The 25,108-nt window shown below is 36.9% G+C and carries 30 protein-coding genes and 1 riboswitch; of the genes, 1 reads left to right on the plus strand and 29 read right to left on the minus strand.

Translation table 11 applies throughout. From position 1 onward, the window contains the following. Positions 1 to 10: 10 nt before the first annotated feature. From ACAN52_RS17905 to ACAN52_RS18035, 27 genes are all read right to left on the minus strand, one after another. Entirely contained in the window at positions 11 to 1,099 is a 1,089-nt protein-coding gene (locus ACAN52_RS17905) for an HD-GYP domain-containing protein (protein ID WP_378956326.1), read from the minus strand. A 60-nt stretch (positions 1,100 to 1,159) separates the two neighbouring features. Beyond that, positions 1,160 to 2,341 carry a nickel pincer cofactor biosynthesis protein LarC gene (larC, locus tag ACAN52_RS17910; protein ID WP_378956327.1) on the minus strand — a complete coding sequence of 394 codons (1,182 nt, stop codon included), beginning with the start codon at positions 2,339 to 2,341 and terminating at the stop codon, positions 1,160 to 1,162. Positions 2,342 to 2,345: 4 nt separating this feature from the next. Continuing rightward, positions 2,346 to 3,098, minus strand: coding sequence for a nickel pincer cofactor biosynthesis protein LarB (larB, locus tag ACAN52_RS17915; RefSeq protein ID WP_378956328.1), 753 nt, complete (start codon positions 3,096 to 3,098; stop codon positions 2,346 to 2,348). Continuing rightward, positions 3,076 to 3,921, minus strand: coding sequence for an ATP-dependent sacrificial sulfur transferase LarE (gene larE, locus ACAN52_RS17920; protein ID WP_378956329.1), 846 nt, complete (start codon positions 3,919 to 3,921; stop codon positions 3,076 to 3,078). The genes larB and larE overlap by 23 nt, the downstream gene beginning before the upstream one ends. Before the next feature lie 158 nt (positions 3,922 to 4,079). After that, positions 4,080 to 4,562 (minus strand): hypothetical protein, encoded by a 483-nt coding sequence (locus ACAN52_RS17925; protein ID WP_378956330.1) that lies wholly within the window; start codon positions 4,560 to 4,562, stop codon positions 4,080 to 4,082. A 133-nt stretch (positions 4,563 to 4,695) separates the two neighbouring features. Next, entirely contained in the window at positions 4,696 to 5,694 is a 999-nt protein-coding gene (locus tag ACAN52_RS17930; protein ID WP_378956331.1) for an HD-GYP domain-containing protein, read from the minus strand. A gap of 209 nt (positions 5,695 to 5,903) precedes the next feature. After that, the gene (locus tag ACAN52_RS17935; RefSeq protein ID WP_378956332.1) at positions 5,904 to 6,434 is read right to left on the minus strand and encodes a shikimate kinase; all 531 of its coding nucleotides are present in this window, start codon (positions 6,432 to 6,434) and stop codon (positions 5,904 to 5,906) included. A gap of 244 nt (positions 6,435 to 6,678) precedes the next feature. Then, positions 6,679 to 7,272, minus strand: a complete 594-nt coding sequence (locus ACAN52_RS17940) for a type 4a pilus biogenesis protein PilO (RefSeq protein WP_378956333.1) — start codon at positions 7,270 to 7,272, stop codon at positions 6,679 to 6,681. 2 nt (positions 7,273 to 7,274) lie between these two features. Next, on the minus strand, positions 7,275 to 7,805 hold the full coding sequence (locus ACAN52_RS17945) for a PilN domain-containing protein (RefSeq protein WP_378956334.1): 531 nt from the start codon (positions 7,803 to 7,805) through the stop codon (positions 7,275 to 7,277). Next, entirely contained in the window at positions 7,802 to 8,869 is a 1,068-nt protein-coding gene (gene pilM / locus ACAN52_RS17950; RefSeq protein ID WP_378956335.1) for a type IV pilus assembly protein PilM, read from the minus strand. Before pilM ends, ACAN52_RS17945 begins: the two co-directional genes overlap by 4 nt. A gap of 1 nt (position 8,870) precedes the next feature. Then, complete coding sequence (locus tag ACAN52_RS17955) at positions 8,871 to 9,158, minus strand: late competence development ComFB family protein (RefSeq protein WP_378956336.1); 288 nt, start codon at positions 9,156 to 9,158, stop codon at positions 8,871 to 8,873. Positions 9,159 to 9,164: 6 nt separating this feature from the next. Beyond that, positions 9,165 to 9,602, minus strand: a complete 438-nt coding sequence (locus ACAN52_RS17960; RefSeq protein ID WP_378956337.1) for a hypothetical protein — start codon at positions 9,600 to 9,602, stop codon at positions 9,165 to 9,167. Between the two features lie 24 nt (positions 9,603 to 9,626). Continuing rightward, positions 9,627 to 10,178, minus strand: a complete 552-nt coding sequence (locus ACAN52_RS17965; protein ID WP_378956338.1) for a PilW family protein — start codon at positions 10,176 to 10,178, stop codon at positions 9,627 to 9,629. Beyond that, positions 10,139 to 10,534, minus strand: coding sequence for a type II secretion system protein J (locus tag ACAN52_RS17970; protein ID WP_378956339.1), 396 nt, complete (start codon positions 10,532 to 10,534; stop codon positions 10,139 to 10,141). The genes ACAN52_RS17965 and ACAN52_RS17970 overlap by 40 nt, the downstream gene beginning before the upstream one ends. Positions 10,535 to 10,537: 3 nt before the next feature. Beyond that, complete coding sequence (locus ACAN52_RS17975) at positions 10,538 to 11,002, minus strand: Tfp pilus assembly protein FimT/FimU (protein ID WP_378956340.1); 465 nt, start codon at positions 11,000 to 11,002, stop codon at positions 10,538 to 10,540. 9 nt (positions 11,003 to 11,011) lie between these two features. Beyond that, positions 11,012 to 11,758 carry a prepilin peptidase gene (locus tag ACAN52_RS17980; protein ID WP_378956342.1) on the minus strand — a complete coding sequence of 249 codons (747 nt, stop codon included), beginning with the start codon at positions 11,756 to 11,758 and terminating at the stop codon, positions 11,012 to 11,014. Between the two features lie 100 nt (positions 11,759 to 11,858). Then, positions 11,859 to 12,284 (minus strand): type II secretion system protein, encoded by a 426-nt coding sequence (locus ACAN52_RS17985; RefSeq protein ID WP_378956343.1) that lies wholly within the window; start codon positions 12,282 to 12,284, stop codon positions 11,859 to 11,861. A gap of 88 nt (positions 12,285 to 12,372) precedes the next feature. After that, positions 12,373 to 13,593 (minus strand): type II secretion system F family protein, encoded by a 1,221-nt coding sequence (locus ACAN52_RS17990; protein ID WP_378956344.1) that lies wholly within the window; start codon positions 13,591 to 13,593, stop codon positions 12,373 to 12,375. 23 nt (positions 13,594 to 13,616) lie between these two features. After that, a complete protein-coding gene (locus ACAN52_RS17995; RefSeq protein WP_378956345.1) occupies positions 13,617 to 14,666 on the minus strand; it encodes a type IV pilus twitching motility protein PilT in 1,050 nt (349 codons plus the stop codon). 1 nt (position 14,667) lies between these two features. After that, the gene (locus ACAN52_RS18000; protein ID WP_378956346.1) at positions 14,668 to 16,347 is read right to left on the minus strand and encodes a GspE/PulE family protein; all 1,680 of its coding nucleotides are present in this window, start codon (positions 16,345 to 16,347) and stop codon (positions 14,668 to 14,670) included. A 33-nt stretch (positions 16,348 to 16,380) separates the two neighbouring features. After that, positions 16,381 to 17,613, minus strand: a complete 1,233-nt coding sequence (locus ACAN52_RS18005; RefSeq protein ID WP_378956347.1) for a secretin N-terminal domain-containing protein — start codon at positions 17,611 to 17,613, stop codon at positions 16,381 to 16,383. After that, on the minus strand, positions 17,603 to 18,229 hold the full coding sequence (locus tag ACAN52_RS18010) for a type II secretion system protein N (protein ID WP_378956348.1): 627 nt from the start codon (positions 18,227 to 18,229) through the stop codon (positions 17,603 to 17,605). The genes ACAN52_RS18005 and ACAN52_RS18010 overlap by 11 nt, the downstream gene beginning before the upstream one ends. Before the next feature lie 131 nt (positions 18,230 to 18,360). After that, the gene (locus tag ACAN52_RS18015) at positions 18,361 to 19,209 is read right to left on the minus strand and encodes a shikimate dehydrogenase (protein ID WP_378956349.1); all 849 of its coding nucleotides are present in this window, start codon (positions 19,207 to 19,209) and stop codon (positions 18,361 to 18,363) included. A 25-nt stretch (positions 19,210 to 19,234) separates the two neighbouring features. Continuing rightward, on the minus strand, positions 19,235 to 19,741 hold the full coding sequence (locus tag ACAN52_RS18020; RefSeq protein WP_378956350.1) for a YqeG family HAD IIIA-type phosphatase: 507 nt from the start codon (positions 19,739 to 19,741) through the stop codon (positions 19,235 to 19,237). 115 nt (positions 19,742 to 19,856) lie between these two features. Then, positions 19,857 to 21,413, minus strand: coding sequence for a pilus assembly PilX N-terminal domain-containing protein (locus ACAN52_RS18025; RefSeq protein WP_378956351.1), 1,557 nt, complete (start codon positions 21,411 to 21,413; stop codon positions 19,857 to 19,859). Positions 21,414 to 21,421: 8 nt separating this feature from the next. Next, positions 21,422 to 21,910, minus strand: coding sequence for a type II secretion system protein J (locus ACAN52_RS18030; protein ID WP_378956352.1), 489 nt, complete (start codon positions 21,908 to 21,910; stop codon positions 21,422 to 21,424). Next, positions 21,907 to 22,332 carry a hypothetical protein gene (locus ACAN52_RS18035; protein WP_378956353.1) on the minus strand — a complete coding sequence of 142 codons (426 nt, stop codon included), beginning with the start codon at positions 22,330 to 22,332 and terminating at the stop codon, positions 21,907 to 21,909. The genes ACAN52_RS18030 and ACAN52_RS18035 overlap by 4 nt, the downstream gene beginning before the upstream one ends. A 271-nt stretch (positions 22,333 to 22,603) precedes the next feature. Beyond that, positions 22,604 to 22,690: riboswitch (cyclic di-GMP riboswitch) on the minus strand. A gap of 240 nt (positions 22,691 to 22,930) precedes the next feature. Here ACAN52_RS18035 and ACAN52_RS18040 point away from each other — a divergent pair. Then, positions 22,931 to 23,332 (plus strand): hypothetical protein, encoded by a 402-nt coding sequence (locus ACAN52_RS18040; protein WP_378956354.1) that lies wholly within the window; start codon positions 22,931 to 22,933, stop codon positions 23,330 to 23,332. Between the two features lie 98 nt (positions 23,333 to 23,430). On the opposite strand, the gene ACAN52_RS18045 is transcribed toward ACAN52_RS18040, so the two are convergent. Both ACAN52_RS18045 and ACAN52_RS18050 read right to left on the minus strand, forming a co-directional pair. Then, on the minus strand, positions 23,431 to 24,081 hold the full coding sequence (locus tag ACAN52_RS18045; RefSeq protein WP_378956355.1) for an HNH endonuclease: 651 nt from the start codon (positions 24,079 to 24,081) through the stop codon (positions 23,431 to 23,433). 430 nt (positions 24,082 to 24,511) lie between these two features. Beyond that, entirely contained in the window at positions 24,512 to 25,033 is a 522-nt protein-coding gene (locus tag ACAN52_RS18050) for an ATP-binding protein (RefSeq protein ID WP_378956356.1), read from the minus strand. Between the last annotated feature and the right edge of the window lie 75 nt (positions 25,034 to 25,108).

Raw genomic sequence — 25,108 nt, forward strand, 5'->3', positions numbered from 1 at the left:
TTTATAAAACTCAAGTCTCTATAATATCAATAATACTAATGTTTTTATTTCTCTCCAAATCAATAAATTGTCCATCTTGCGTACAAACCGTAGGACGGCTTGCGATAAACTGGCCAAGATAAACAACTTCTGCTCTGCGTCCATCACTTAGTTGCACGAAATTACCAACGAAATAATTTCGAACATTATTTAAAAATACAGTGCAAATATGAGGGTCAAGTTTATTAAACATTTCATTATTCATACTTTCTACAACTGCAAAAGGCGTATCTTTGTCATGATATACCCTTTGGGCTGTCATAGCAGCATAAGTATCTGCAACGGCAACAATTCGCGCATATTCATGCCATTTATCCTTCGTTACCTTAAAGGGATATCCACTACCATCCATCCGCTCGTGATGCTGTAATACTGCATAGATAATGTTAGGTGAGAGATTTTTATTGTCTTTGATTAGTTTATAGCCTAACATAGAGTGATTTTTCATAATTTCTGTCTCTTGCGCTGATAAGGCACCTGGTTTATTCAGAATATCTAATGGAATTTGAGTTTTTCCAATATCATGTAAAAGACCTGCTAATACTAAATCTGTTAAGGCAGCTCCAGTATACCCCAACCATTTGCCAAGCATCCCACAGATAACGGCGACATTAACAGAATGCTGGAAAGTATAATCATCTTGTTGACCTATCATTTGCAAATGATTGATCACACCAACGGATTCGAGCATGGGAAAAATGGATTGATCCGCTAATTGTTTCAGCTCTTGAAATGGTGCTTCCTTCGAATCACGCATGGTAGCAAATGTTTTTTTGATTTGACTCATGGTTTCATCATATTGATTACAAAATTTTCTCTGTGATTTTGATAATGGAATCTCCTTCACAACAGGCACGTCAATTGATTTTGGTGTACTGATTTTTTCTTGAATAAAAACAGAAGGTACATCCCAACATTTTAATCCTTCAATGATGCTTTCTGTTAAAATTGTACCTACAGTTAACATAATTTGTCCACTATCTGTCAGTACATCTTTACCAACTTCCATTCCTGGCAATACATCGTCAATCCCGTAACGTTTTTGTATGTAATCAGTCACGTCTTATTCCTTCCTTTCAGTTCGATAAAACCTAATCAACAAGGCGATTACAAAAGGGTTTTATCGTTTCCTTTGAATCCGTGCTTGTTCTAATACAGTTTGTTGTATTTCTTTTAGAGGAATTTTAGATTTCACAGCCAATATTTTACAATCTTCATATTCAGGAGTAATACTGCAAATTTCGTCTTGATAGGAACTGATTTTTACACGAGACTGCCCCCATGGTACATCTACACTCACTACTTCACGGGCTGCTATTTTTCGTTCAGTAGCATAATAACGTAACCCAATCGTTGATGTTTCTTTAAATAAAATCTGAACGACCTTTTCAAATAAAGAATGGCTAACTAAAACTGATAGCATCGTTGCTGAACGATTTTTCTTCATAACAATTGGTGTTAACCAGACATCAAAGACACCTATTTCTAATAATGTATCCATTACATAGGGAAAAACTTGCGGATTTAAATCATCAATATTGGCCTCAATCACTATTGTTTCAGATGGTAGCTCTGCTGTAGTCATTTCACCCACATGCATGCGAAGTACATTAGGAATTTCTAAATCCCAGGTTCCTGCACCATAACTAATTTTTTTGCTTATAAACTGATCAGGCATCACTCCATAGCCACTCCCCAAAGCAGCAATCACAGCAGCCCCCGTTGGTGTTACCAGCTCTTTTGGTATATTTCCATTATAATAGGGAATGTTGGTTAATAATTCAGTTGTCGCTGGTGCTGGTATAGGCATTAACCCATGACAACACTGGACAAAGCCACTCCCCACCTGTAATTTAGAGGTATAAATAGCCTCAATTCCTAAATAATCCAGTCCAAAAGCTGTTCCTACAATATCAATAATGGCATCCACCGCACCCACTTCATGAAAGTGAATTTTTTCCATAGTCGTGCCATGTACTTTAGCTTCTGCTTGTGCCAACAACATAAAGATTTTTTTACTATTTTCTTTTACTTTGTCTTTCAATGAGGAATGGTCAATGATGTGAAGAATATCGGATAAATGTCGATGATGATGATCGTGATCATGGGTCAATTTTACATCCACATAGACAGCATGAATACCATTTTTAATCACTTTGCTAATTGTGAGCTCATAACCATGTATATGTAATGCCGCTAACTGCTGACGCAAAACGTCTTCAGGTAAACCTGCATCAAGTAACGCTCCCAGTAGCATATTACCACTAATTCCAGCAAAACAATCTAAATATAATGCTTTCATACGATTACCTCATTTTATTAATCATACTTGCCAAGCGTCCAGCACCAAAACCATTATCAATGTTGACGACAGATACTCCTGCTGCGCAACTATTGAGCATACTGAGCAGTGCTGCCAAACCACCAAAGCTAGCACCATAACCAACACTCGTCGGCAAGGCAATTACAGGTTTGGCAACCATACCGCCAACCACGCTCACTAAAGCACCTTCCATGCCAGCTGCAACAATAATAACGTTCGCCTTCTGGAGACTTTGCTGATGGGCAAATAAACGATGAATACCCGCAACGCCAACATCATAGATCCGCTCGACTTTATTACCCATGACTTCAGCCGTTACAGCGGCTTCTTCTGCGGCTGGAATATCACTTGTACCAGCCGTCATCACCAAAACAACTCGATCAGGATCGGGCTCAATGGTATCATCTTTCACAACAATCAGTTTAGCGATTTCAATATACTCAGCAGCAGGTACAACTGCTTTTACTGCCAGATACATCTCCATGGTAGCGCGTGTTCCTAAAATATTTGGATTACGCATTGATAAATGTTCCATAATAATGGCGACTTGCTCTACTGTTTTTCCTTGGCAAAAAACGACTTCGGGAAAACCTTGACGTATGGTTCGATGATGATCAATTTTCGCAAAATTCAACTCTTCATAAGGTAATATTTTTAATGTATCCATTGTCTCATCTAAAGACAAACGGTTCTCATAAAATTCTTGTAATACATTACGTAGATTGTCCATATCCATATTTTTGCTCCTCATCTAGAGTTTCATTCATACTACCAGTGCGATAACCAGATAAATCTAGAGTCACAAAGGTAAACCCTAATTTTTTTAAACCATTTGTAATACCCGTCGCATTTTCAGGTACGACCATCTTTTGAATCTGATCTGGGGCAACTTCAATTCGAGCTACTTTCCCATGATGCCTAACGCGAACTTGTCCACTGCAAAAAGTTTTAACTAAGGCCTCAGCCTGTTCGACTTGCCATAGTTTTTCTTTTGTAATTGTAAGGCCATACTCCAGGCGCGATACCATACAGGCAGCACTTGGCTTATTCCAAGTCGGCAATCCCCATTCTTTGGAAATTTCCCGAATTTCAGTTTTGGTTAGGCCAGCATCAAGAAGCGGACTGAGTACATCGCCAATTTCAGCGATAGCCTGCATCCCTGGTCGGTAATCTCGCAAATCATCAGCATTAGAACCTTCAATAATTGATGCAAAGCCATTGGATTTAGCCCATTTGACCAAACTTGTAAACCGTTCTTTTTTACAGAAATAACATCGCTGTGAAGTATTCGCAATAAATTGATCATTGTTAAATTCCTGAGTCGATAGAATGACATGTTTAATACCAATTAACTGGGCAAGTTTTCGACATTCATCTAATTCACTTGATGTAAAACTATCTGAAGTGGCTGTTACAGCAATGGCTTTATCACCTAAAATCTTTTTAGCAGCTGCTGCCAACAATGTGCTATCGACTCCACCAGAAAATGCGATAACGACACTCTTCATTTCAGTCAGTAAGCGATTTAAATGCTCTAGTTTTAACTTTTGTTCATCCATTATGTATCTCCCTTAACAACTACTCTTGTTAAATGTTATTGTTCCATCAATACAATATCAAAACTGGTAAGAAAAGACATATATTCTAGTTAGAAAATATGTCTTTATTACATATATGTACATATTTCACTTACATTACTAAAAATCCTTTTTATTTATTAATTTTCTAGATAAGTTTGACGAAAAATTAGCAATAAACCTTCTAAAAACTCGATTATTTTCAATTGAGTTTCTTCTAAATTACTGATATTTTGATTCAATAGTATAATTTGAGGGGCAGTTCTTATTAATAATTGACTGATAAGATCTTCTAAATAAATAATCGATCTTTCTAATTCTTCCGCAGCAACTAACACATTATTATTTAAGAGTTTATCCAACAAACTCCGATTATAGACTTGTATTGTCTCCATTGCAATACAAAAACCTTCGCTACGGGCATGGTATTGGATAAATAGCTTTAAATGTATCATAAACTCTTTAAATTCTACTTTATTTGAAACAAGAAAATCCGCAGATAGTGCATCAATGTGCTGATAAATTTGACTGATATATTGATCCTGCAGCTGCATTAGAATTAATACCTGGTTAAATTCAATGCCTCGAAAAGACATGAGGTGGAAGTTTTCTAATTCCACCATAAACCACCTCCCGTATCAACCTATTCTATACTATTCAATATCATTTAAATCTGTTTACATTTAAATGATATTGAATCGATAAAATCCAGGAAAAAATAATAAGGAAAACTCAGCAGTAGCCAAGTTTTCCTTATTATTTTATGGCTATAATTTTAATATCAGGTTCATGTAGCAAATTGAGTAAACCTTCACTGGTAGAAATTAATGGTCGTACTAAATTAGTAGAATTGAGTCCGACGACCTGACCTTTTACGCCACGATCCAGTATGACTTCACTACCAATATGATAGGGAATCACAACCTTATTAAAAGCTGCAATCACATCAGAATCAAAATGAATTCGATCTCCTTCATTAATGATTTGCATTGCTGCAAATGAACTGAGTCGAGAACGATACACGCGATCCGTCGTTAGAGCATCATAAACATCAGCTACAGCCACAATACGGGCTAAAGGATGTATTTTATCTTTTTCAATTCCCCATGGATACCCACTGCCATTACAACGTTCATGATGTTGTAATGCCATAAACATAATACGATAATCCAACTGATCATCGCTTTTTAGCATTCGATAACCGAGAGAAGCATGTTCTTTGATTTCATTAAATTCTGCAAGAGTTAATTTGCCTTGCTTATTAATAATTTCTGGAGTAATTGCTGTTTTACCAAAATCATGTAGGAATCCACCCATACCAAGTAAGCATAACTCGTCATGAGGTACATTCATTGCCATGCCAATTACAATTGAGAATAACCCTACATTAACACTGTGCATGAATAAGTAATCACTTGTATAATCAATATCATTCAAATAGAGTAATACATTTTTACGTTTTGCTAAAGTATCTACTACATCTTCGACTGAAGATTGTAAGTGTGCTAATTGTTCGCCTACACCATTTTTATTGGTAAAAGCATCTCTCACACTAGAAATTAACTTCAATCGAATCTCAGCACTAGCCACATCCTCAGTCATCTCAATCTGATCATTTACCGAACTGGGATCACTGATGAACACTGAAGTAATGTCATGTTTTTCAAGCAATCGTATTATTTCTAGCTTCAACGGCATCCCTGATACAATTAATATTCTATCATGTTTATCAACGACATCTTGTGCTAAAATCATACCTTCACTAACATTACTTAATAAGATCGACCTAATTGTCCTAACCTCCCATACAGGGTACCATTACCTTATTTATGGAAATAAAAGCCTTTTCATCACCATATTTCTACATTATTCTACAAAAAATTCTCGTTTCCTGCTCAACAAATTAATTTGTTACATTCATTAGTATAACCATTCTCAAAAAAGTTATACTTCATTCTGATATCTCATCCACGACCACGTAAATAACCCGCTTGTCGCAAAAACAGCATAATTTCGTTAATTACATGCTGTGGTGAATTACCATTTGTATCAATACTAAAATCGGCTTTTTGATAAAGTTCATACCGTTCACTCATGAGTTTGTCCACAATTTGCTCACGGGCAAAAAAATCTAAGAGTAAAGGTCTGGTATTTCGTCTGCTTGTACGCTCTAAAATCGTTTCAACGGAAGCGGTAAGAGCAATGATGACACCATTTTTCTTTAGACGCCTCATATTCTCACTTGATAGCACCACACCACCGCCAGTGGCAATCACAGCATTGTTATATCGTGATAACCGAGCAATCATATCTTTTTCCTTTTGACGAAAATAAGCTTCACCATGACGTTCAAATATTTCGCGGATGGTCATCCCATTCTCATGTTCAACCTTTTTGTCACTATCAACAAAAGGACGTCCTAAACGACTAGCTAGTAATCGACCGATCGTTGTTTTTCCCGTACCCATAAATCCTATCAATACAATATTTTTCATAATGACTACCAGCAATTATACTGGCGGTCATGATCAATTGCCATCGTAACATCTACGTTACTGTTATCGGCAATATTAAACCGAAACATACGTTCACCTCATTACGAAAATTATTACTCATCATGCCTAAAAAATAACAACACAAGCGGTGAGGTTACTTATAACATCACCGCTTGCAAAACGTTTCATAATCCACTCACTAATATTCTACTATATAATCTAAAATATCTAAAGATATTTCAGATTATTTTTTAATAGATGTATTTTTATCATTATTCGCCGTTGATACTGCAGGCACACCATAACTGTAAATCTTTGCTGTTAATTTGCTTTCCAACGTATTTTTTTCCATTCTTATTCCTATACTAGTTACATTGATAAAACGTAATCCATTCTCAGCTTTATTAAGAAAATTCATGGTTTGCATATAATTTCCACTAACCGAAAATTCTATATCAATTTCTTGATAGCCTTCTTTGGTTATTATCTTACCAGGTTTGAAGTAACCGAGCTGAACTCCACTTTCCTGAGATAATTGTTCAATGTCTAATAGAAAACGACTAATATCAGGAGTATCAGGTAACATCATATCCACTTGTGTAATTTTACGATCTAATTCAGTTAAATATTGCTCAGCATTTGGATGAGCCAATACAAAAGATTGAACCACTTGTACTTGTTGTTGTTCAAGATTTTGTTGAGTTTTTAGTTCATCTCTGCGTGTCCATTGAGGCAATAATAAAAAATCATAAAACAAATAAATCATAAGAACACTAGCAATAACAAAAAAACTAATTTTATGTTTAACTTGTATTTTTTTCCATGAAGTCCCACTCATTATTATATCCCCCTAGGTTTTACAAGGATCTCAAATGTAGCAGTCTGAGTCATTCCATTCCGCTCAACATTCGTTAACGTAGGTTCAATGAAAAATTGATCCTGCTCAATGGTCTGCATAAATTCGGCGACAAGGGGATATGTTGCTGTCCAGCCCTTAATTTGAATGGCCCCTTTATCTGATTTTGCCAACTCAGTAAACCAGATGTGAGGTGATGTATCTGCCGTGAGATGTTGAATAATGCCATACCAAGATCGACGTTCCTTAGTCAATAGAGTGACTATATTATTTTTCTTATCAAATTGTTGTTGTTTATTTTTGGCACTTGCCATCAATGTTCTTGTTGGCTGTAACAATTGGTATTGATTTCGAGTATTTTGTAGTTGTCTTTCTAGGCTCCATACATCATAAAGAGTATACGTATAGATGCTGCTTAGCACCATGATGACTAATAACCCAGTTGCTACCAGCAAACGATTAACTGGCCACTTAGGCTGACGTTCTGTTACTGGCAATAAATTAATGCGGATCATAAATCACCTCCGCGCAAGGCTAGGCCAATGGCTGTTCCTAGTTGAGGTGCAACTTGTTTCAAGTAATTTTCATCAAAAGAATGAGGAATGTTGAGTTTAACTAAAGGATCATGCATAACAGCAGGCATGCCCAGAGACGTAGCTAAGGATTCTACCAAATGATTAAGTTTGGCTCCACCACCAGTAATAAAGACTTTATTCAGTATGACATTTCTATGCTGTTGTTGAAAATATTCTGCGGTACGACGAATGTCTCTGGTAAATTCCTCGACAAGGAATTCGAACTGTTTTTTTACTTCAACATATTCAGGAGAGATCTCTTCTTGTCCTAAAATCTTATACTGTTGTTTCATATCTTCCGCTTCATTGAATTGAAGGCTTAATGCTTGCATAATGATATTCGTAAAGTTTCGGCCGCCAATTGGAATATTACGAATAACAGCTGGACTGCCATTATGAAATATAGTGACTTGTGATAATAAGGCTCCAATATCAATGACCATGCTTTGATCTGCATCATCAAAAATTCGATATAAGGCTAATGGCTCAACATCAATAGCAGCAAGTTTTAAGCCCACACTCTTAATCATTTCGATTAGATTATTAATATGATCTAAAGGAGATGCGACAAGTAATACCTTAATTTCTGTGTCCGTATCACCTTGCCCAACAATGGAAAAATCAAAATAATAAGTGCCAGGGGCATAAGGGATATATTTCTCTAAATCCCATTTAATAGCCTCTCCTAATTCTTCCATGGTCATAGCAGGAAAAATTAATTCACGAGCAAACATAATCCGACCACCAACTGCCATAACCACATTTTTACTATGAATGCGAGTCGTCGCCAGCAGTTGACGAAGAGTTTCAGTCAACTGCTGACGATCAATAATTAGCCCATCTTCGATGATCTTCTCAGGCAATTCTTTAATACTAAAATTTTTCAATACTGGTACGCCTTTTAGCCAAGCGATCTCAACAAGTTTTATTGCGCCAGTCCCAATATCAATACCAATAAAGTCAGATGACTTTTGCAATAAAAACTTCTCGATTTTTTTCCACATTTTAGACTCCTGTTTCCTTATGATGGGGGTATTTTTTGACAGTATTAATACCTTCTGTCAAGGCCATCATAATGTCAACAGAAAACTGTTGTTCAAGGGCTTTAATGCGTGTATACGTTTCTCCCCGAGGGGTTACAACATAACGAGCTGGTAAAATCGTAAGGGCCATCGCAGCAATATCATGGCGGCACTGTTCACAAGTACATACACCATGATTCGCAGCAATCACTGCATCCATCTGCTGCATTACTAAATCTTCCATATAATTCTTAAGTTCCAAAACATTCACTCCCTCTTAATTTTTCCATATAATCACAACAGCTGTCCCCTCATCTGTTGGTACGGCTAGTGTTACATTGGCGATCACTTGTCGAGTAGCTTGATTGACTACACCAATTGCCTTGATGATTCGATTGTTTTTGTTGCTTGTCGTAGAATCAGGTCCAGTTTCTACGATGTAACTGCCAGTAGTTGGCGTAATACCAAGAGATTGAGAGGTCGTCGTATAATTTTTCAAACTCGTTTGTGTCACAAAGTCTTGATCAGTTTTCAACTTACTCACCGCATCTTGTATGCCAGCTTCTGCTAAATATTGTGCTGCAATGCCATCCCGATGATTGATGGCAATTTGAATATCAGTTTTGCTAAGAGATAATAAAGTGGCCCCCATTGCGCTCAATAACATCATCATCATGATCGCGAATAAGGCAACTGAACCTCGTTCACGTCCCATAAGAGCCCTCCTTGAACCAAGAGTTTATTGTCGATTCCAAGGATAACCAACAGTATGAAGCATTTGCTTTTGGCCTGTGCTTTGTTCTGTAACTTCAATGGTAATACCAATGGCTTGGCGAGAACTTGAACTGGAATATGGTGTAAACACGAGACTTGTCACAACATTTTCTGTAATAGGATTGGTCCCCATGCCACCAGAAGGTATTGCATTCCTTTTGTCAATTGTCATATACAATGTCTTAGCATGAAGCCCTTCTCCAAGTTCAAAAGTATTAATTTCCCCATTTGGTTTAGTAATTCGTAAGGATTGAGTCCGAGGTACACTCAGCTCTTTTCCATAACGAACTTCCCTCATGATGGCATCGACGGCAATACGCACAACTTGTTGCATACTTGTACGATTTTTTTCAACAGTCCAACTTTTTAGCTGTGTACATAATAAACTTAGCATACCAGAAAGCAAGATAACAACTAATGTCATACCAATCAATAGTTCCAGCAAAGTAATTCCTTGCTCTGTATTAATTTTTTTCTTCATAAGGTCGGGTATAAAGTCATAAATTCCACTCGGCAATCAGTACCTCTTTCTTGCCATAGGGCAGTAACAGTGACTTTCACAAGATTGGCATTCACAGAAACTGCCTTTGTTGTAAATTTATATTTGTCCCCTGGTTCTTTCATTTCATCTTGCCAAGGTATGTTATAAGGCAAAGAAAGTCCAGCCCAATAAGTGGGAGAATGAATTTTTAATAACTCTAACTGCTTTTGTGCTAGATTAGCGACAATGGTATACTCTCTCGCCATCGTATTACTTTGAATGGCTTGTATCAACATTCCAGAGATGGGTATGAGAGCAACGCTAATAATAAAAATAGCCAAAGTCACTTCAGCTAAGATAAATCCTTGATTCGGCATCAATCTTTTTTTCATGATTTACCACTCTGATGGCGAAGGATTGGAATCACTAATCCTTACTCGCCCAGTTACTGGTGCTAGAATGACATATTTCCAAGTTTTGAGTTGGGTACTTTGCAGTCCAATGCTCTGCGCCCCAATGACAGGTGCCCCTGACTGAGCAAAACCAATGGGAGAATGAGAACCAGACAACTTCACTGTTGTAGGAAAGTTGACAGTTTTTATACTCTGGCCATTGGCTGTTATATAGTATCCATAAGGCTGAGCGTGATTGAAAAGCAATACATAGGAGATTGCACCTCTCCCCTCATTTATAGTTTGTTGTTGCAGCCAGCGAATATCAGCTACTAGCTGTAAACTACTACTGACAAGTTGTTGGTTTGCCAAGGAAGAACTGAAAGCTAATATCGCTACGTTAGCAAGGATACCCAGTACCCCGATACAAATCATTAGTTCGAGGAAAGTTGCGCCACGCTGCCTCATATGATCACCTCATGATATGATTTCCATATACCAAGTGATCATATTATTTCCATATAATAGAGTAAACAACGCTGCCAAAGCAATAAAAGGACCAAAAGGAATAAAATCTTTGCGGCTTTTCATCTTGAAAACCAATAACAATACGCCGCCTATACCGCCAAAAATGAAAGATAAAAACAATGTGAGGATTAAATATTCCCAGCCAAAACAAAGACCTAAAGCCGCAGCAAATTTGATATCGCCGCCCCCCATCCCGCCACCACTCACAAGAGCAATGATCAGTAAAAGTCCTCCGCCGAGTAGACTCCCTATCAGCATGTTAAATGGCTCCACACTATGAGTCCATAAATTTATAACAACACCAACAATCGATAGGCATGCTAATACTTTATCTAAAATAAGTTGGTGATCGTAGTCAATAAAAGTAATAACAATAAAAAAAGATGTCAAAATTAACGCTTTAATTAGTTCAGGAGATAATTCGAATACGTAGAAACACCAGACAAAAAGGCTGGCCGTAAGTAATTCCACGAAAGCATAACGTGGTGAAAAAGAAGTACTACAATAACGACAACGACCTCGGGATAAGAGATAACTAATTACTGGGATAAGATCCCAAGGCTTAAGATGTGTATTACAGACTGTACAATGAGACGGCGGAGTCACAATGGACTCATTTTTGGGTAAGCGGTAGATGCAGACATTGAGGAAACTGCCGATGAGGAGGCCAAAAATTATAGTGAGTAAAATCAACAATAGAATTACCCCTTTGTAAAAGAGTATAAAATATGTTACTTGATTTGTGATAGATACCAAGGTAACATACCTTGGTATCTATCATAAATTATAACTTAGCCTACTGTGCTGCTGCTATTGCTGCAGCAAGACTAGCAGCAGTATATGTTGTCGTACCTAAGGTAACTATTGCCTGTTTATTGGTATTCATATCATAGGTAGTTGCAGTTACATCAATAGGAGTGGCATTTCCAATTTTATATTTACCAGCGGCAACAGTGGGTCTAGCACCACCACTCATATAAGAGTCAATATTTCCAATTGCAGCTGGCATGGTACCACCATGATCAGCACCGTAAATTTGGATTGCAGAATCAATTGCACCTAGCTCAGCTTGAACTTTTGCTGTTCTTGCTGCTGCTGTAGTATCCATAAACTTAGGTACACCAATCGATGCCAAAACGCCTATTATAGAAATAACTACCAATAATTCAATTAACGTAAACCCTTTTTGATTTTTAATTTTCTTTCTTAATGTCATTAACATAAAAATCCCTCTTTTCATTTTTTATATAATACCATTTTAAATTCTATTTTTTCTTCAGACTAGGATTTTCACCTCCTTTTAATTTTACTTACATGCCAGAAGTGCTTGTTATAATATCAAACATCGGAATCATAATCGCGATGGTAATGATGCCAATGACAACGCCTAATACGCCAATAATTACAGGTTCTATAATGCTACTCAAACGAGTGACCACATCATCCACATCACTTTCATAAAAATCTGCAATTTTTTCAAGCATTTTATCGAGTGCACCACTTTCTTCCCCAATAGACACCATCTGAATCACCATTGGAGTAAAGGCTTTACTTCGAGAAAAAGTTGTCGCCAAACTAATCCCTTCTTTGATACCACTCTGCGCTTCTCCTAGGGCTCCCATCATACTCAAATTACCAATGGTTTTTTTTACAACATCCAAGGCTGTAATAATAGGAACGCCACCATGAAGCAAGGTACTCAATGTACGACTAAAGCGGGCAATAGCAACTTTGCGGGATAACATCCCGACAACTGGAATTCGCAATGTTAAATTATCAACAAATTTACGATATTTTTCCTCCCGATAGGCAATCTTCAATCCATAGATCGCCCCAATAAAAGCAATCAAGATAAATGGAGCGTAATTCCGTAGAAGACTGCTGACTGCTAGCAAGATTCGTGTTAACAGGGGTAACTCCATCTTCATATTTGCAAACATTTGCACGAAAGTCGGTAGAACAAATGTTAGAATAAATACTACGACTAATATAGCCATTACACTCACCACAGCAGGATAAGTTAGCGCTGATTTAATTTTTTCATTCATTTTATGTTCTTTTTCAAAATGACTCGCCAAACGCCCTAATACACTATCCAATACGCCGCCAACCTCTCCTGCTTCTACCAAATTAACCATAATACTAGGAAAAATTTTCGGATGATCACCAAGGGAGCGGGATAGACTTTCTCCTTCTTTGACCTTTTGGTATATATCCTGAAGAGCTTTTTTCATTCTTGGATTATCATTCTGTTCTATAAGGACAGTAAGACATGACATAAGAGGCAAACCCGCATCAATCATTGTGGAAAATAACCGGCACAAAATGGCTATTTCTTTTAAACTAATACTTCTAAACTCATCAAAAAAATCATTAATTGAACTATTTTTATTTTCTTCTTTGATTTGAGTAATAAAATAGCCTTTTTCGCGAACATGTGCAGCTACTGCATTTTCATTTTCAGCCAAAATACTGCCTACCAACACTTGTCCACTACGGTCTTTGGCTTTATAGGCAAAGGTTTTAGCCATGTCAATCTCCTACTTTCTTTATTTTAACCATAAATCAGACGGGTAAAGGCCTCGACATCACTTGCATGCATCATTGCTTCATCATAGGATATAGCGCCACGACGATATAAATCTCGTAAGGCAATATCCATAGGCTGCATGCCAAATTTGGCACCAGTTTGGATGACCGAAACAAGTTGATGGGTTTTGCCTTCGCGAATGATATTGCGCACGGCCGGCGTGGCAACCAATACTTCAATCGCCGCAATTCGCCCTTGCTGATCAACACGCGGCAAGAGTTGCTGAGCAATAATACCTTGAAGAGTCGCTGATAATTGAATCCTTATTTGCTGTTGCTGATGGGCAGGAAAGGAATCAATAATACGATCAATCGTTTGAGGTGCACTGCCCGTATGTAACGTAGCAAAGACTAAATGCCCCGTCTCAGCCGCTGTAATAGCCGTAGCAATGGTTTCAGGATCACGCATCTCACCTACTAAAATCACATCAGGATCTTCACGAAGAGCGGCACGAAGTCCAATGCTAAATGACTGAGTATCAGCATGCATTTCCCGTTGATTCACAATAGACTTCTTATGCTTATGCAAATATTCAATGGGATCTTCCAAGGTTAAAATATGACAACAACGCTCTTGATTGATCAAATTAATCATTGCCGCTAATGTTGTCGATTTACCACTGCCTGTGGGACCTGTCACAAGTACTAACCCTCTAGGCTGAGTAGCTAAGCTTTTTAGAACAAGCGGGTGGCCAAGTTCCTCTAAAGTCGGTACTTTCTCGTTGACAAGACGAATAACAACAGCCACAGAGCCACGCTGACGAAAGGCATTAACACGGAAACGACTTAACCCAAAAATAGCAAATGAAAAATCTATTTCACCATGTTGTTTAAATTTTACCTGTTGTTCTGGCTTACTAATGGTCATAAAAAAATTTTCTGTATCGTCTACTGTCAGTGACGGATGATCCGTGGGTACCAACCCCCCATTGATCCTCAGGATGGGAGGGACACCGACTGTGATATGTATATCAGATGCGCCCTTTTTTACAGCTTGTTCTAATAATTGATCCATTTTATCCCCCATCCTTTCCAGCGTAAGCTACACGCATGACCTCCCGTAAGTCAGTCAAACCTGCCAATGCTTTTTTAATACCGTCTTGCCGCATGGTGACCATGCCTTGCTCAATGGCAATTTTATTAATTTCATCGCTTGAAGCTCTACGATTGATGGCCGCCCGTAGTTGTGCCGTAATGGGCATGACCTCATGAATTGCCATTCGTCCACGATATCCACTGAGATTGCATCGAGAACATCCAACACCACGGTACAGTGTAAGAAATTGATCAGGTGTAAATCCAAGAAAATTTCGTTCTAAGGAATCGGGTAAGGGTGTATAAACTTCTTTACACTCAGGACATAAAATTCGCACCAACCTTTGAGCAACAACACCTAATACGGACGATGCCACTAGAAAGGGTTCAACATTCATATCCAGGAGACGGGTAATCGTACCTGCTGCATCATTGGTATGAAGAGTACTAAAGACCAGATGACCCGTCAATGAAGCTCTGATGGCAATATCAGCTGTTTCTCCATCGCGAATCTCACCTACTAATACAATATTAGGATCCTGGCGCAAAATTGAGCGCAAGCCACTGGTGAAAGTAAGCCCCGTCTTCGGGTTGACCTGCACTTGATTAATCCCAGGCAAACGATATTCTACAGGATCTTCGAGAGTAATAATATTTTGATTAGGAGAGTTGACTGTAACAAGTGTGGAATAAAGAGTCGTAGTTTTTCCTGAACCAGTTGGCCCCGTAACAAGAACCATACCATAAGATTGAGAATACAAATCATGATAGACGACTTTATTTTCAGGAGAAAAGCCAAGTTTATCAATATCTAAGATGACAGCTTTTTGATCTAAGAGTCGCATGACGACTTTCTCGCCCATGATGGTTGGCAAGGTTGAAACGCGCACATCTACATCACGACCAGCTTCCCTAATTTTGATACGTCCATCTTGAGGAATACGTTTTTCCGCAATGTCCATTTCACTGATAATTTTTATCCGTGCAACAATGGCCGCATGAATATCTCGAGGAAAGCTACCAATTTCTCTTAGCATTCCATCAATACGAAAACGTACGCGAAGTGTTTTTTCTTGGGGCTCAATGTGAATATCACTGGCAACATCTTTAATAGCTTGACTGATAAAGGAATTAACAAGACTGATAATCGGAGCATCATCAGCAGCCTGCATTGTGGATGTTAAGGCGAGTTCTTCAGGACGCATTTTATTAACAGCTTTATCAACTAAATCCTGCACTCCATAGGATTCACGAATGGCTTGCAACACATCTTTCTCTGTGGCAATGACGGCCTCCACATCAAAACCTGAAACCATACGGACATCATCAATGGCATAAAAATTTGTAGGATCAACCATTGCTAAGGTAATTTTCTTACCAATTCGTTTGATGGGAATGATTTGGTGTCGTTCCGCTAAGCTCACAGGGAGAAGAGCTGTCACTTCTGGTAAAATAGAAAGGTTAGATAAATCCACATGAGGTACACCCAATTGAAATTCTAAGACTTCAATGATGGCATGTTCTGATACATAATCAAGTTCAATCAGCACTTTACCAAGACGTTTACCACTTTTCTTTTGCACTTGGAGGGCTGTATCTAATTGGGAAGGGGTGATTAAACCCGTATCAATTAATAAATCGCCTAACCGTTTACGTTTCATTTTTTTTAATACCTATCCCCCAATATAACCTTGTTATTTAACAATTGTCGCAGTTAAGAAAACAACGACTTCCGTTTCAGTTTTAGAATTGTGATTACTTTTAAACAAGGATCCTAACAGTGGAAGATCGCCTAGAAAAGGAACTTTATTATTGGTCTTACTTTCTTCACTACCAATTAAACCTGCAATAATCATGGTCTCACCATTTTTCATGGAAACATTACTTTCGGCTTCACGAGTTGTAATTCGGTAATTTTTAATATCAGATACTAAGGTTGGCGTACTGACTTCTGTATGTACTTTTGCTGTAATCGTACCATCTGTATTAATGGTCGGTGTATAGGTTAACTTAATACCTGCATCAATATATTGAACGGTAGTAGAAGTTTTTCCATCGGAGACAGTTTCCGTCAATACAGGAATACGATCACCAATCAATACGCGAGCTTCTTTTCCATTGATCGTAGTCACCTTAGGGCTAGCTAAAATTTTAGCATTACCTTTACTAATTAGAGCACTTATTTTTGTTTGGTAATAAAATTCATAAGGATATCCTTCTGGATTGCGACCAAATTGAATGACTCCTTTATTTGCAGTACGAGTAACAGTTGTTTTTCCTGGTGTCGTGACAACTCCTGTAGTCCCATCAATGACTGGAAGTGTAACGTCATAAGTCGCAGATTGTGGTGTCGCTTCCCATGACCAATCCATTCCTAAATCTTTCATATTTGTTTTATTAATGGCCACAACCTTTGCTTCAAGTGTTACTTGTTGTTGAAGCACATCAATAGATTTCAATATTTTCTTGATACGATCACAACCTGTTGGAGAACCCGTGACAAGAAGAGAATTAGATATATCATCAATTTCAATTTTAAGTTTTAAATTGGTAGCGATAGGCTCAATGGTTTTTTTAATATCACTTGCTCTGGTATATTGTAATCTGATGACTTCTGTCATGCCCATATCTGCAGGTTCAATAATAATGGAATTACCTATTTTACGATAAGATAACCCCTTCCCTGCTGTAATTAAGTTTAATGCTGTATCAAAAGTAACATTAGTTAGTTTCATGGTCATATTACCCTTGATCGAATCATCAATCACCATATCAACATTACTAATTTTTGATAACGTATGTAATACAATACGGATATCTTCATCCATAAAATTAAAATTATAAGTTTTAGGGCTTGCAAGTCCAACCGTAGAAATTAGCATGGAGAGCACGAGCATCACAATGACGATATATGTTTTATTTTGCACTATTATTATCTCCCTTTTGCCCAGCTGCTTCTAATTGTAGTACTAGTTTATCATTTGAATTTTGTAAAACAACAGAATCATTATTGATCGCTATCAACTTGTATATACCAATCATCTCATTTACGCTATAGGATTGACTTTTACTGCCTGACATAATCACTGCAAGCCTCTGTTCAGTACTACCAACAATACCTGTCAGTTTCATATTTGTCTGCTGCATCGTCGTCGAGGTATTATTTTTAGGTATCATCGGAGGTGCGCTCCCCAGCATCTTGGGAGGTATGTTGTTTGGAATGAATGGTGAACTTGCGTTTGAATTGTTTTTTTGTTCTTGGACTTCAGGTGGTTTGGCGAAAGGATCACGAATTCCCTGTTCTACTTGAGTAACTTGCATCACTTGACTTGCTATTGGCAGTACAGGTTGAGTCGGTGCACTTACCATTTTTTGAGAATTTTCATTTGGAGCAGTAGGTTCAACTGCCACTTCTGAATTGCTGACATAAAGTGTTATAGCAATTCCAATAACACCAATTGCAACAATCACCAAAAGACGTTCTCTTGCTGTTAGGTGGTATTGTTTATTTGCGATTTTTTTTAAATCAGATGATAGGCTCACAGTTTCACCTCTACTATCTTATCTTTAGGCGGATAAGATCAATCTATTTCATAAAACCTATTATGTAGTATTCAAATATTCTTCGACTTTTCCTGCTTACTTATTGTAAAATTACCTAAATTTAACTATTTTTAAATAAATTTGTCTAATGTTTCTGACATAATCTTACGTGGAGCTTTTTCACCCGTCCATAGTTCAAAAGCTAAAGCCCCCTGTTCAACTAACATCCCTTTTCCATCCATGATGATATGCCCCCGCATCTCAGCTTGAACCAAAAAATCTGTAGGGGATGGATTATAGATTAAATCACATACGGCTGCGTCAGACTTAATGTGATGCCACTGAATCGGCAATTGTGTTTCTTTATTTGAGGACATTCCAATAGGTGTACAATTGATTAGAATATCACACTCTTGAAGAGCTTGGATAAAACTTTCTGTCTCCCAATTACACCCCTCTATCTTGCTACGGCTTTTAGGAAATAGTTTGACAAACTCTTGAGCCTTAGCTACATTGCGTGTACCGACTATGACTTTCTTAATACCATATTCGAGTAGACCATAGACAACAGCCCGTGCTGCCCCGCCCGCTCCCATAATAACGGCAGTTTTATCTTTTATTGTAATACTTTTTGCGGTTAAGGATTGGATAAAGCCTTGGCCATCTGTATTATAACCAATACATTTACCATTTTTTATAACAATGGTATTTACAGCCCCTGTTAACTGAGCACTTGGATGAATTTCATCCAAATAAGGCATGACGGTGACTTTATGTGGGATAGTGACATTCATTCCAACAAACCCCATAGCCTTTAAACCTGCTATAGCTTGACCTAAATGATCAGGTTCAACAGGTAGAGGAACATAAATATAATCAAGAGTTAATGCTGCAAAAGCCGCATTATGCATGAGTGGTGATAAAGAATGTCCCACTGGGCATCCTAAGATACCTAAAGTTTTTGTTTTTCCTGTAATCATATGACAACTCCATTTCATGTTTTAGCTACTTCATTAATCCTTTAGCACGCAACATGTCTACTGCCACTTTTTCTAAACGACGAGTAATGCGAGTACCAATGAATTCTTTAGCGCTTAAAGGTTTAACCCAAATTGTAAATAATCCTAAGCGATTGCCACCAAGAACATCTGTGAATAATTGATCTCCAACAACTGCCACTTCTTCTTCTCTTAGCTCCATACGAGTCAATGCCTGACGAAATCCTGATTTTGCAGGCTTATAAGCTCTAGAAACAAAGGGTATCCCAAAGATTCCAGCAATTGTTTTAACTCGCTTACCCATGTTATTTGATACTAAACAGATTTTAAATCCTCGAGTTAACAGTTCCTGCAACCATTGAATCATTTCGGGTGACATGGTAGGACTATCCCAAGGTATTATGGTATTGTCTAAATCAAAGATGATGCCTTTAATTCCTTGTTGGTGTAGAACCTGAGGTTCAATTTCATATAAAGATTTTATGATTAAACTTGGACATAAAAGATTGTACAACTATTTTGTACCTCCAAAAATTAGACTCTTGCAATCTTTCTTCTATTTCTACATTCTACATTCTACTAAAAATTTTATTAACATAGCTTTGTATTCATCAATACAAAGTTAACAACTAGTTACCCCAGTTATTAACTGTAATACTTGGAGTTGAACCCCCAGTAATAAGGCTAATCGCATTGGCGTTTGGTATGATCGTTGGAGTGTTTGATACACTGAGTGAGCCATTTGTATAGAGACAACCAATAGTCGGATTATTACTAATTTGCGTTTGACCTGAAGCTGAAACAAATAATGTATTTGGCGCATATACATTACTATTTATGTTAAATGGCCCTGTTGTTATAACTTGGGATGCAGCTCCGCCAATTACGACATCATTCGTAAATGTGGACCCATTAGCGTAAATAAAAGCAATCGCATTTGAATAAGTATTACTCTTATTTATAGAACTGCTATTTGCAAAGTTAACATTACTTTGTGCTTCTAGCGTTACAGTCCCTCCATTAATATAGCAACTATTACTAAGGTTTATAGAGTTTTTCAATGAATAAATCTCTGATTTCCCCTTAATCGCAGCTTGAATGTAATTATTATTGTCAGTCAAATTTATTTCTTGATTAGCAATTATCGTCACATTGCCGTTATCACTCTTGATGTATGATGCACCTGACATACTCAGACTACCAGATACATAAATTTCTATATTACCCTTGGAATTGATGTAACTACCGTTACTTAGATTTGCATCGCCATTTATATAGATTTTCAAATTTCCATTACTTGCAGTAATCCATCCTTTGTTATAGGATGATCCTTTATTTGTTAAATGTAAACCATTCGTAGCATATAGCGTTGTATCTGAGGATCCTGCGATTAAGCCGCCCCCAAAGTCTGAAAGAGCAGTACTATAATAGACTGAATTAGGCATAGATGCGGTATTCGGTCCAGTGATTATATCGGCACCAGTTGGTATCGATGTAGATATTACAGGTAACGTCGGCAAAGGAGGTATTACAACAGATAAGGTGCCAATATCAGGGTCAATAACATACATAGCACTCGTTAGCCAATCATGCCACCCTGTAGGAATACTCGTTACATGAAGCTTTCCTTGAAGAAAATTATATCCGCTGTCAATTTTCACCTTGTTGCCACCAGCGAGGCCCATATCTCCTTTTATATTCGGACCATTTCCACCCCATATATAAGTATCATTTTTACTATACAAGGCATATTTATTTAAAATACTTGCACCACTATTACCAGTCACTGTTACTGTTACTGTCACCTTTTTTATAGTTCCTCTAACCTTTCCTATAGACGTTATAGTATAAACTCCACCTACAGCAGGATTTACTGGAACAACTTGTGCACTAGCTAATTCAGTTTTAACATGGTAACTTTTATTTTGATCAGTACTTAAACTTTGCCAAATCGGTGTACTGTTAGCATCTAGCCATGTCCAATCTTGATTTTTTTGATAAAACATAGAGATAGCCCTTTTAGCCCCAGCTTCAGCCGCAAATTGAGCTTCGATAGCATCGCTGTTCGTCTTTGACATTCGCAGATCACTATTTACAAGCGTATTAGCCGTACTCGCCAAAATAGCTAAAAACATTACCATTATGATTGCCACCATTGTAACAGAACCTCTTTGCCTATTAATCATACTACACCTCACTGAGATAAATTTGTCATGAAAACACCAGTATCAATAACAACGTCTCCAAAGGAATTATTTTTAGGGCTATGTAATATGACAGTTACTTTGAGAATACGACCATCCGTAGCATCTCTTGTAAATGAGACTGTTTTTACAACATTAGGCGTAATTGCAGTTGTACCTTTCATTAATTTACCAGCATCCTGTCCACTACCGATTTGGATCGTATAGTCGATAGTGTTTATTTTATAATTTATACTACTTTGACTAACGCCTTTTTCTGGTGAGGTAACCTCTGTAGCATTTCTCAAATCATCGATGACGGTATTAATTGCAAGTCGAGATTGTTGAAACTCATAAACTTGTTTTTGGCTAAATTGATATGATTTTATTGCTACACTCAAAACATTAAACAATCCTGCCAATGTAATTGTCATGATTGCTATGCCAATTACCAGTTCGACTAATGTAAATCCTTTCCGATTAGATAAGAGCGTAGTCATTTTCTTTCTCCATAGTAATAATAGGTTATAAATTCCAATTGTTTCGTCCCTGTTGGTTCACTCCAGTTCACTGTGGCTCTTACAGGGATAGTATCGGCATGCAAATCAGCTGGTACATCTTCTGCAGGGACAACTTCAGTTATTACAGTAAATGTCATACCATTGCTCGTACCATTACTTTGAGATACAGTTTTAGTCGTTGCCCATACCGTGCTGTTGCGATCTTGTTTTTGACCGTCATGAACCTTTAGTCTAGATAATTGTTCATTCGCAATATAAGCTGCTTTATTTTGATTATCCGTTGCAACTGTGCCTTTTGTACTTTGCATAAAAATAGCCGCGAGACCAAGCAAAGCCATACTGAGCACGACCATACCAACTAGGGAGTCAATTAAGATAAAGCCTTTCTGATGATTACGCATATTGGATTATCCTTCTTTTATTTTGTTGCTGTATAATAACTAACTTAACCTTTCCCAGGGCATACATAATAATTATCCTTACGATTATAAAATATTTAGCTACTAAAAAATACATATTAAATCCCTCCAAATATTTCATCTCTTATAAAACATTCTTTCTCTTACAATAAATTCCTTCTTATTAACAGTGAAAGTCAAAGAGAACAATTTGAAAGTTACATATCAAGTAAATCAAAATAAAAAACTGCCTGTCTACATCATACAACCCCAATGATGCAACCTGGCAGTCATAGACTTAAACATCGTTAGACCCAAAGCTTTGCGTCCCAACTTTTCAGAAGGTTTGCCTATTATTTACTTATTAGTTTTCGACATTTTACCATAATATCCTTTTTTATCATATCTTTTTTTTCATAAAAGAAATTGTTCAACTTTTCACTAGGACTTTAAACAAGATTATATTTGAAGCGTGTAAACAACTTCTATTGCTTTGAGTAACATTTATTAAAAATAAAAATATAATATCTTAGATGTCGATTTTAAATGGGGATTCAATACCAATCAGGTACTATATCATTAAAATGGGGGACATAAAAATATGAACAAACAATTAAAGATTGTAGCAACAACATTAGTCATGTTACTCTTGTTTATTTCAGTGACATATGCTTCGGGACTGGAGGGTAAACTTACTTTCACTGCAGAAAATGTATATTACGAAGGTACTACAATCGTTATTTATGGCTATTGGTTTAACGATACTAACAAGTATATTCCTTACACAAATTGGGTCAATATGGACGTTTATGCAATAAATCGTAATTTTCAAGAACTGGTTGCAAGCGGGCAATTCACCCAACGTAATTACATTTACTTAGAGCCCGGCGAAGCAAAATATTGGACCTATCGCATACATGATTCTTCCGTTGCTCCCCTACGCTACTGGCGAGTTAACACTACGGTAAATTATCACTGGCAAAATAGTAACGTTGATATCTAAAATAATAAAAATCACGTTTTGAAACAAGGAGATGATTCTCTTGTTTCTTTTTTTCGACAGTTACAATTGTTTTTTTAATCTGCAAGATTCTTTTCTTCTTAAAAAAATCTACTTTGCGATATTGTTAAATTATTTTTTTTACGATGTTCCAACATAAATATCGGATCTGGAGCATCTTGTTTTGGACAAGTAAATCGTATATCTGTCGATATTCCTTGATCATTAAAATCAAAATTCGTTGAAAATATGACTTCATATTGATCTGATAATGATATAAATCCATTTTCAAAAAGTGCATCGTGAAGTTTGCATAAAAGGATAGCATTCTTAGGATTTATCCGTTCCTCTCTTGAAGATTCTATCCAAGTTTTTATGTGACGAGTCATTAGTAATTTGGGATTGGATATTTTACAAAGAGCGCAGGTGTGGTTGTAATTTTCTAATAGTTGTTTGCGTAATTTATTTTCACCTATCCGTATTTTTATATTTCTAAATACATCAGTAGCATCACTATCTATTAAATTTAAGTTAGACTCAATCATGATATCTTCTAAGGTTTTTTCAGATAAATAAAATTGTTCCATTTCATTTTCATTCAAAGTTCCTAATTCTTCAATCAACTTTTTTAAGGTTATATGTGTATAAAACCCTTTAGCATTTTTATTAAATCCATAAAAATGAATAATTGACCAAGAATTCCAACCATCTAGTTTGGTATGACGAGAAATCTTTATCCCTATATCACGCATACTTGTACCTTTTTTAAGAAATTCATATAATACTTTAGCTCNTAAAAATGAATAATTGACCAAGAATTCCAACCATCTAGTTTGGTATGACGAGAAATCTTTATCCCTATATCACGCATACTTGTACCTTTTTTAAGAAATTCATATAATACTTTAGCTCTTATTTCTAATGGAATAGTCTTAACATAGGTCATATTTCTTCCCTCTAAGCCCATTATATGTATCTCCTTTAACCAATATTTCAATCACTGGTATCTTGATGACGTAATGATGATGACAAAGTTATGCATAAAAAGCTATCTTAGACGTCTTATCATCTCATCAATAGATAAAAACTTTCATTTTTATATTCGCTAAAAAAAAAGTTTTTTCCTTCATATAGCAATATTTAATATCATTATAGTAAGATATATCATTTCGGTAAATCGCATTAGTAATTTTCTTGCATATTATTACGGAAATGTACGGCTTCAGCAATATGTAGTTCAGTTAATTCCTCGGCTTGAGCCAGATCGGCAATTGTTCTTGCAACTTTGAGGATTCTATCGTATCCTCTCGCACTGAGATTCATTTTGCTAAAAGCCTGCTCTAAGATCGTTTGTGCTCCATTCGTCATGCGACAAGCTGACTTTATATGTTTATGCCCCATATGAGCATTACAAAAAATATTATATTTGCTAAGACGAGCATATTGTATTTCCCGGGCCATAGCTACTCGTTGACTGATGATCGCTGAAGATTCTGAGGGGATAGTATTCGTCATTTCACTATAATCTAAACGAGATACATGTACATAAATATCGATCCGATCGAGAAGAGGACCAGATATTCGCTTACGATAACGTTTGATATCACTTGTGCTGCATGTACAATCTTGTTGATGATCCCCTAAAAATCCACAAGGACAAGCGTGTAGAGAACAACCTAGATGAAATTGTGGTTCATCGGACAATAAATCAAGATATAGAAATGATAATTGGCACTACACCTGGCGAACGTATTAGAATGGCCCGATTGCAAAAAGGGT

The organism is Pelosinus sp. sgz500959, from assembly GCF_042610375.1.
Classification (GTDB): Bacteria; Bacillota; Negativicutes; order DSM-13327; family DSM-13327; genus CTSoil-075.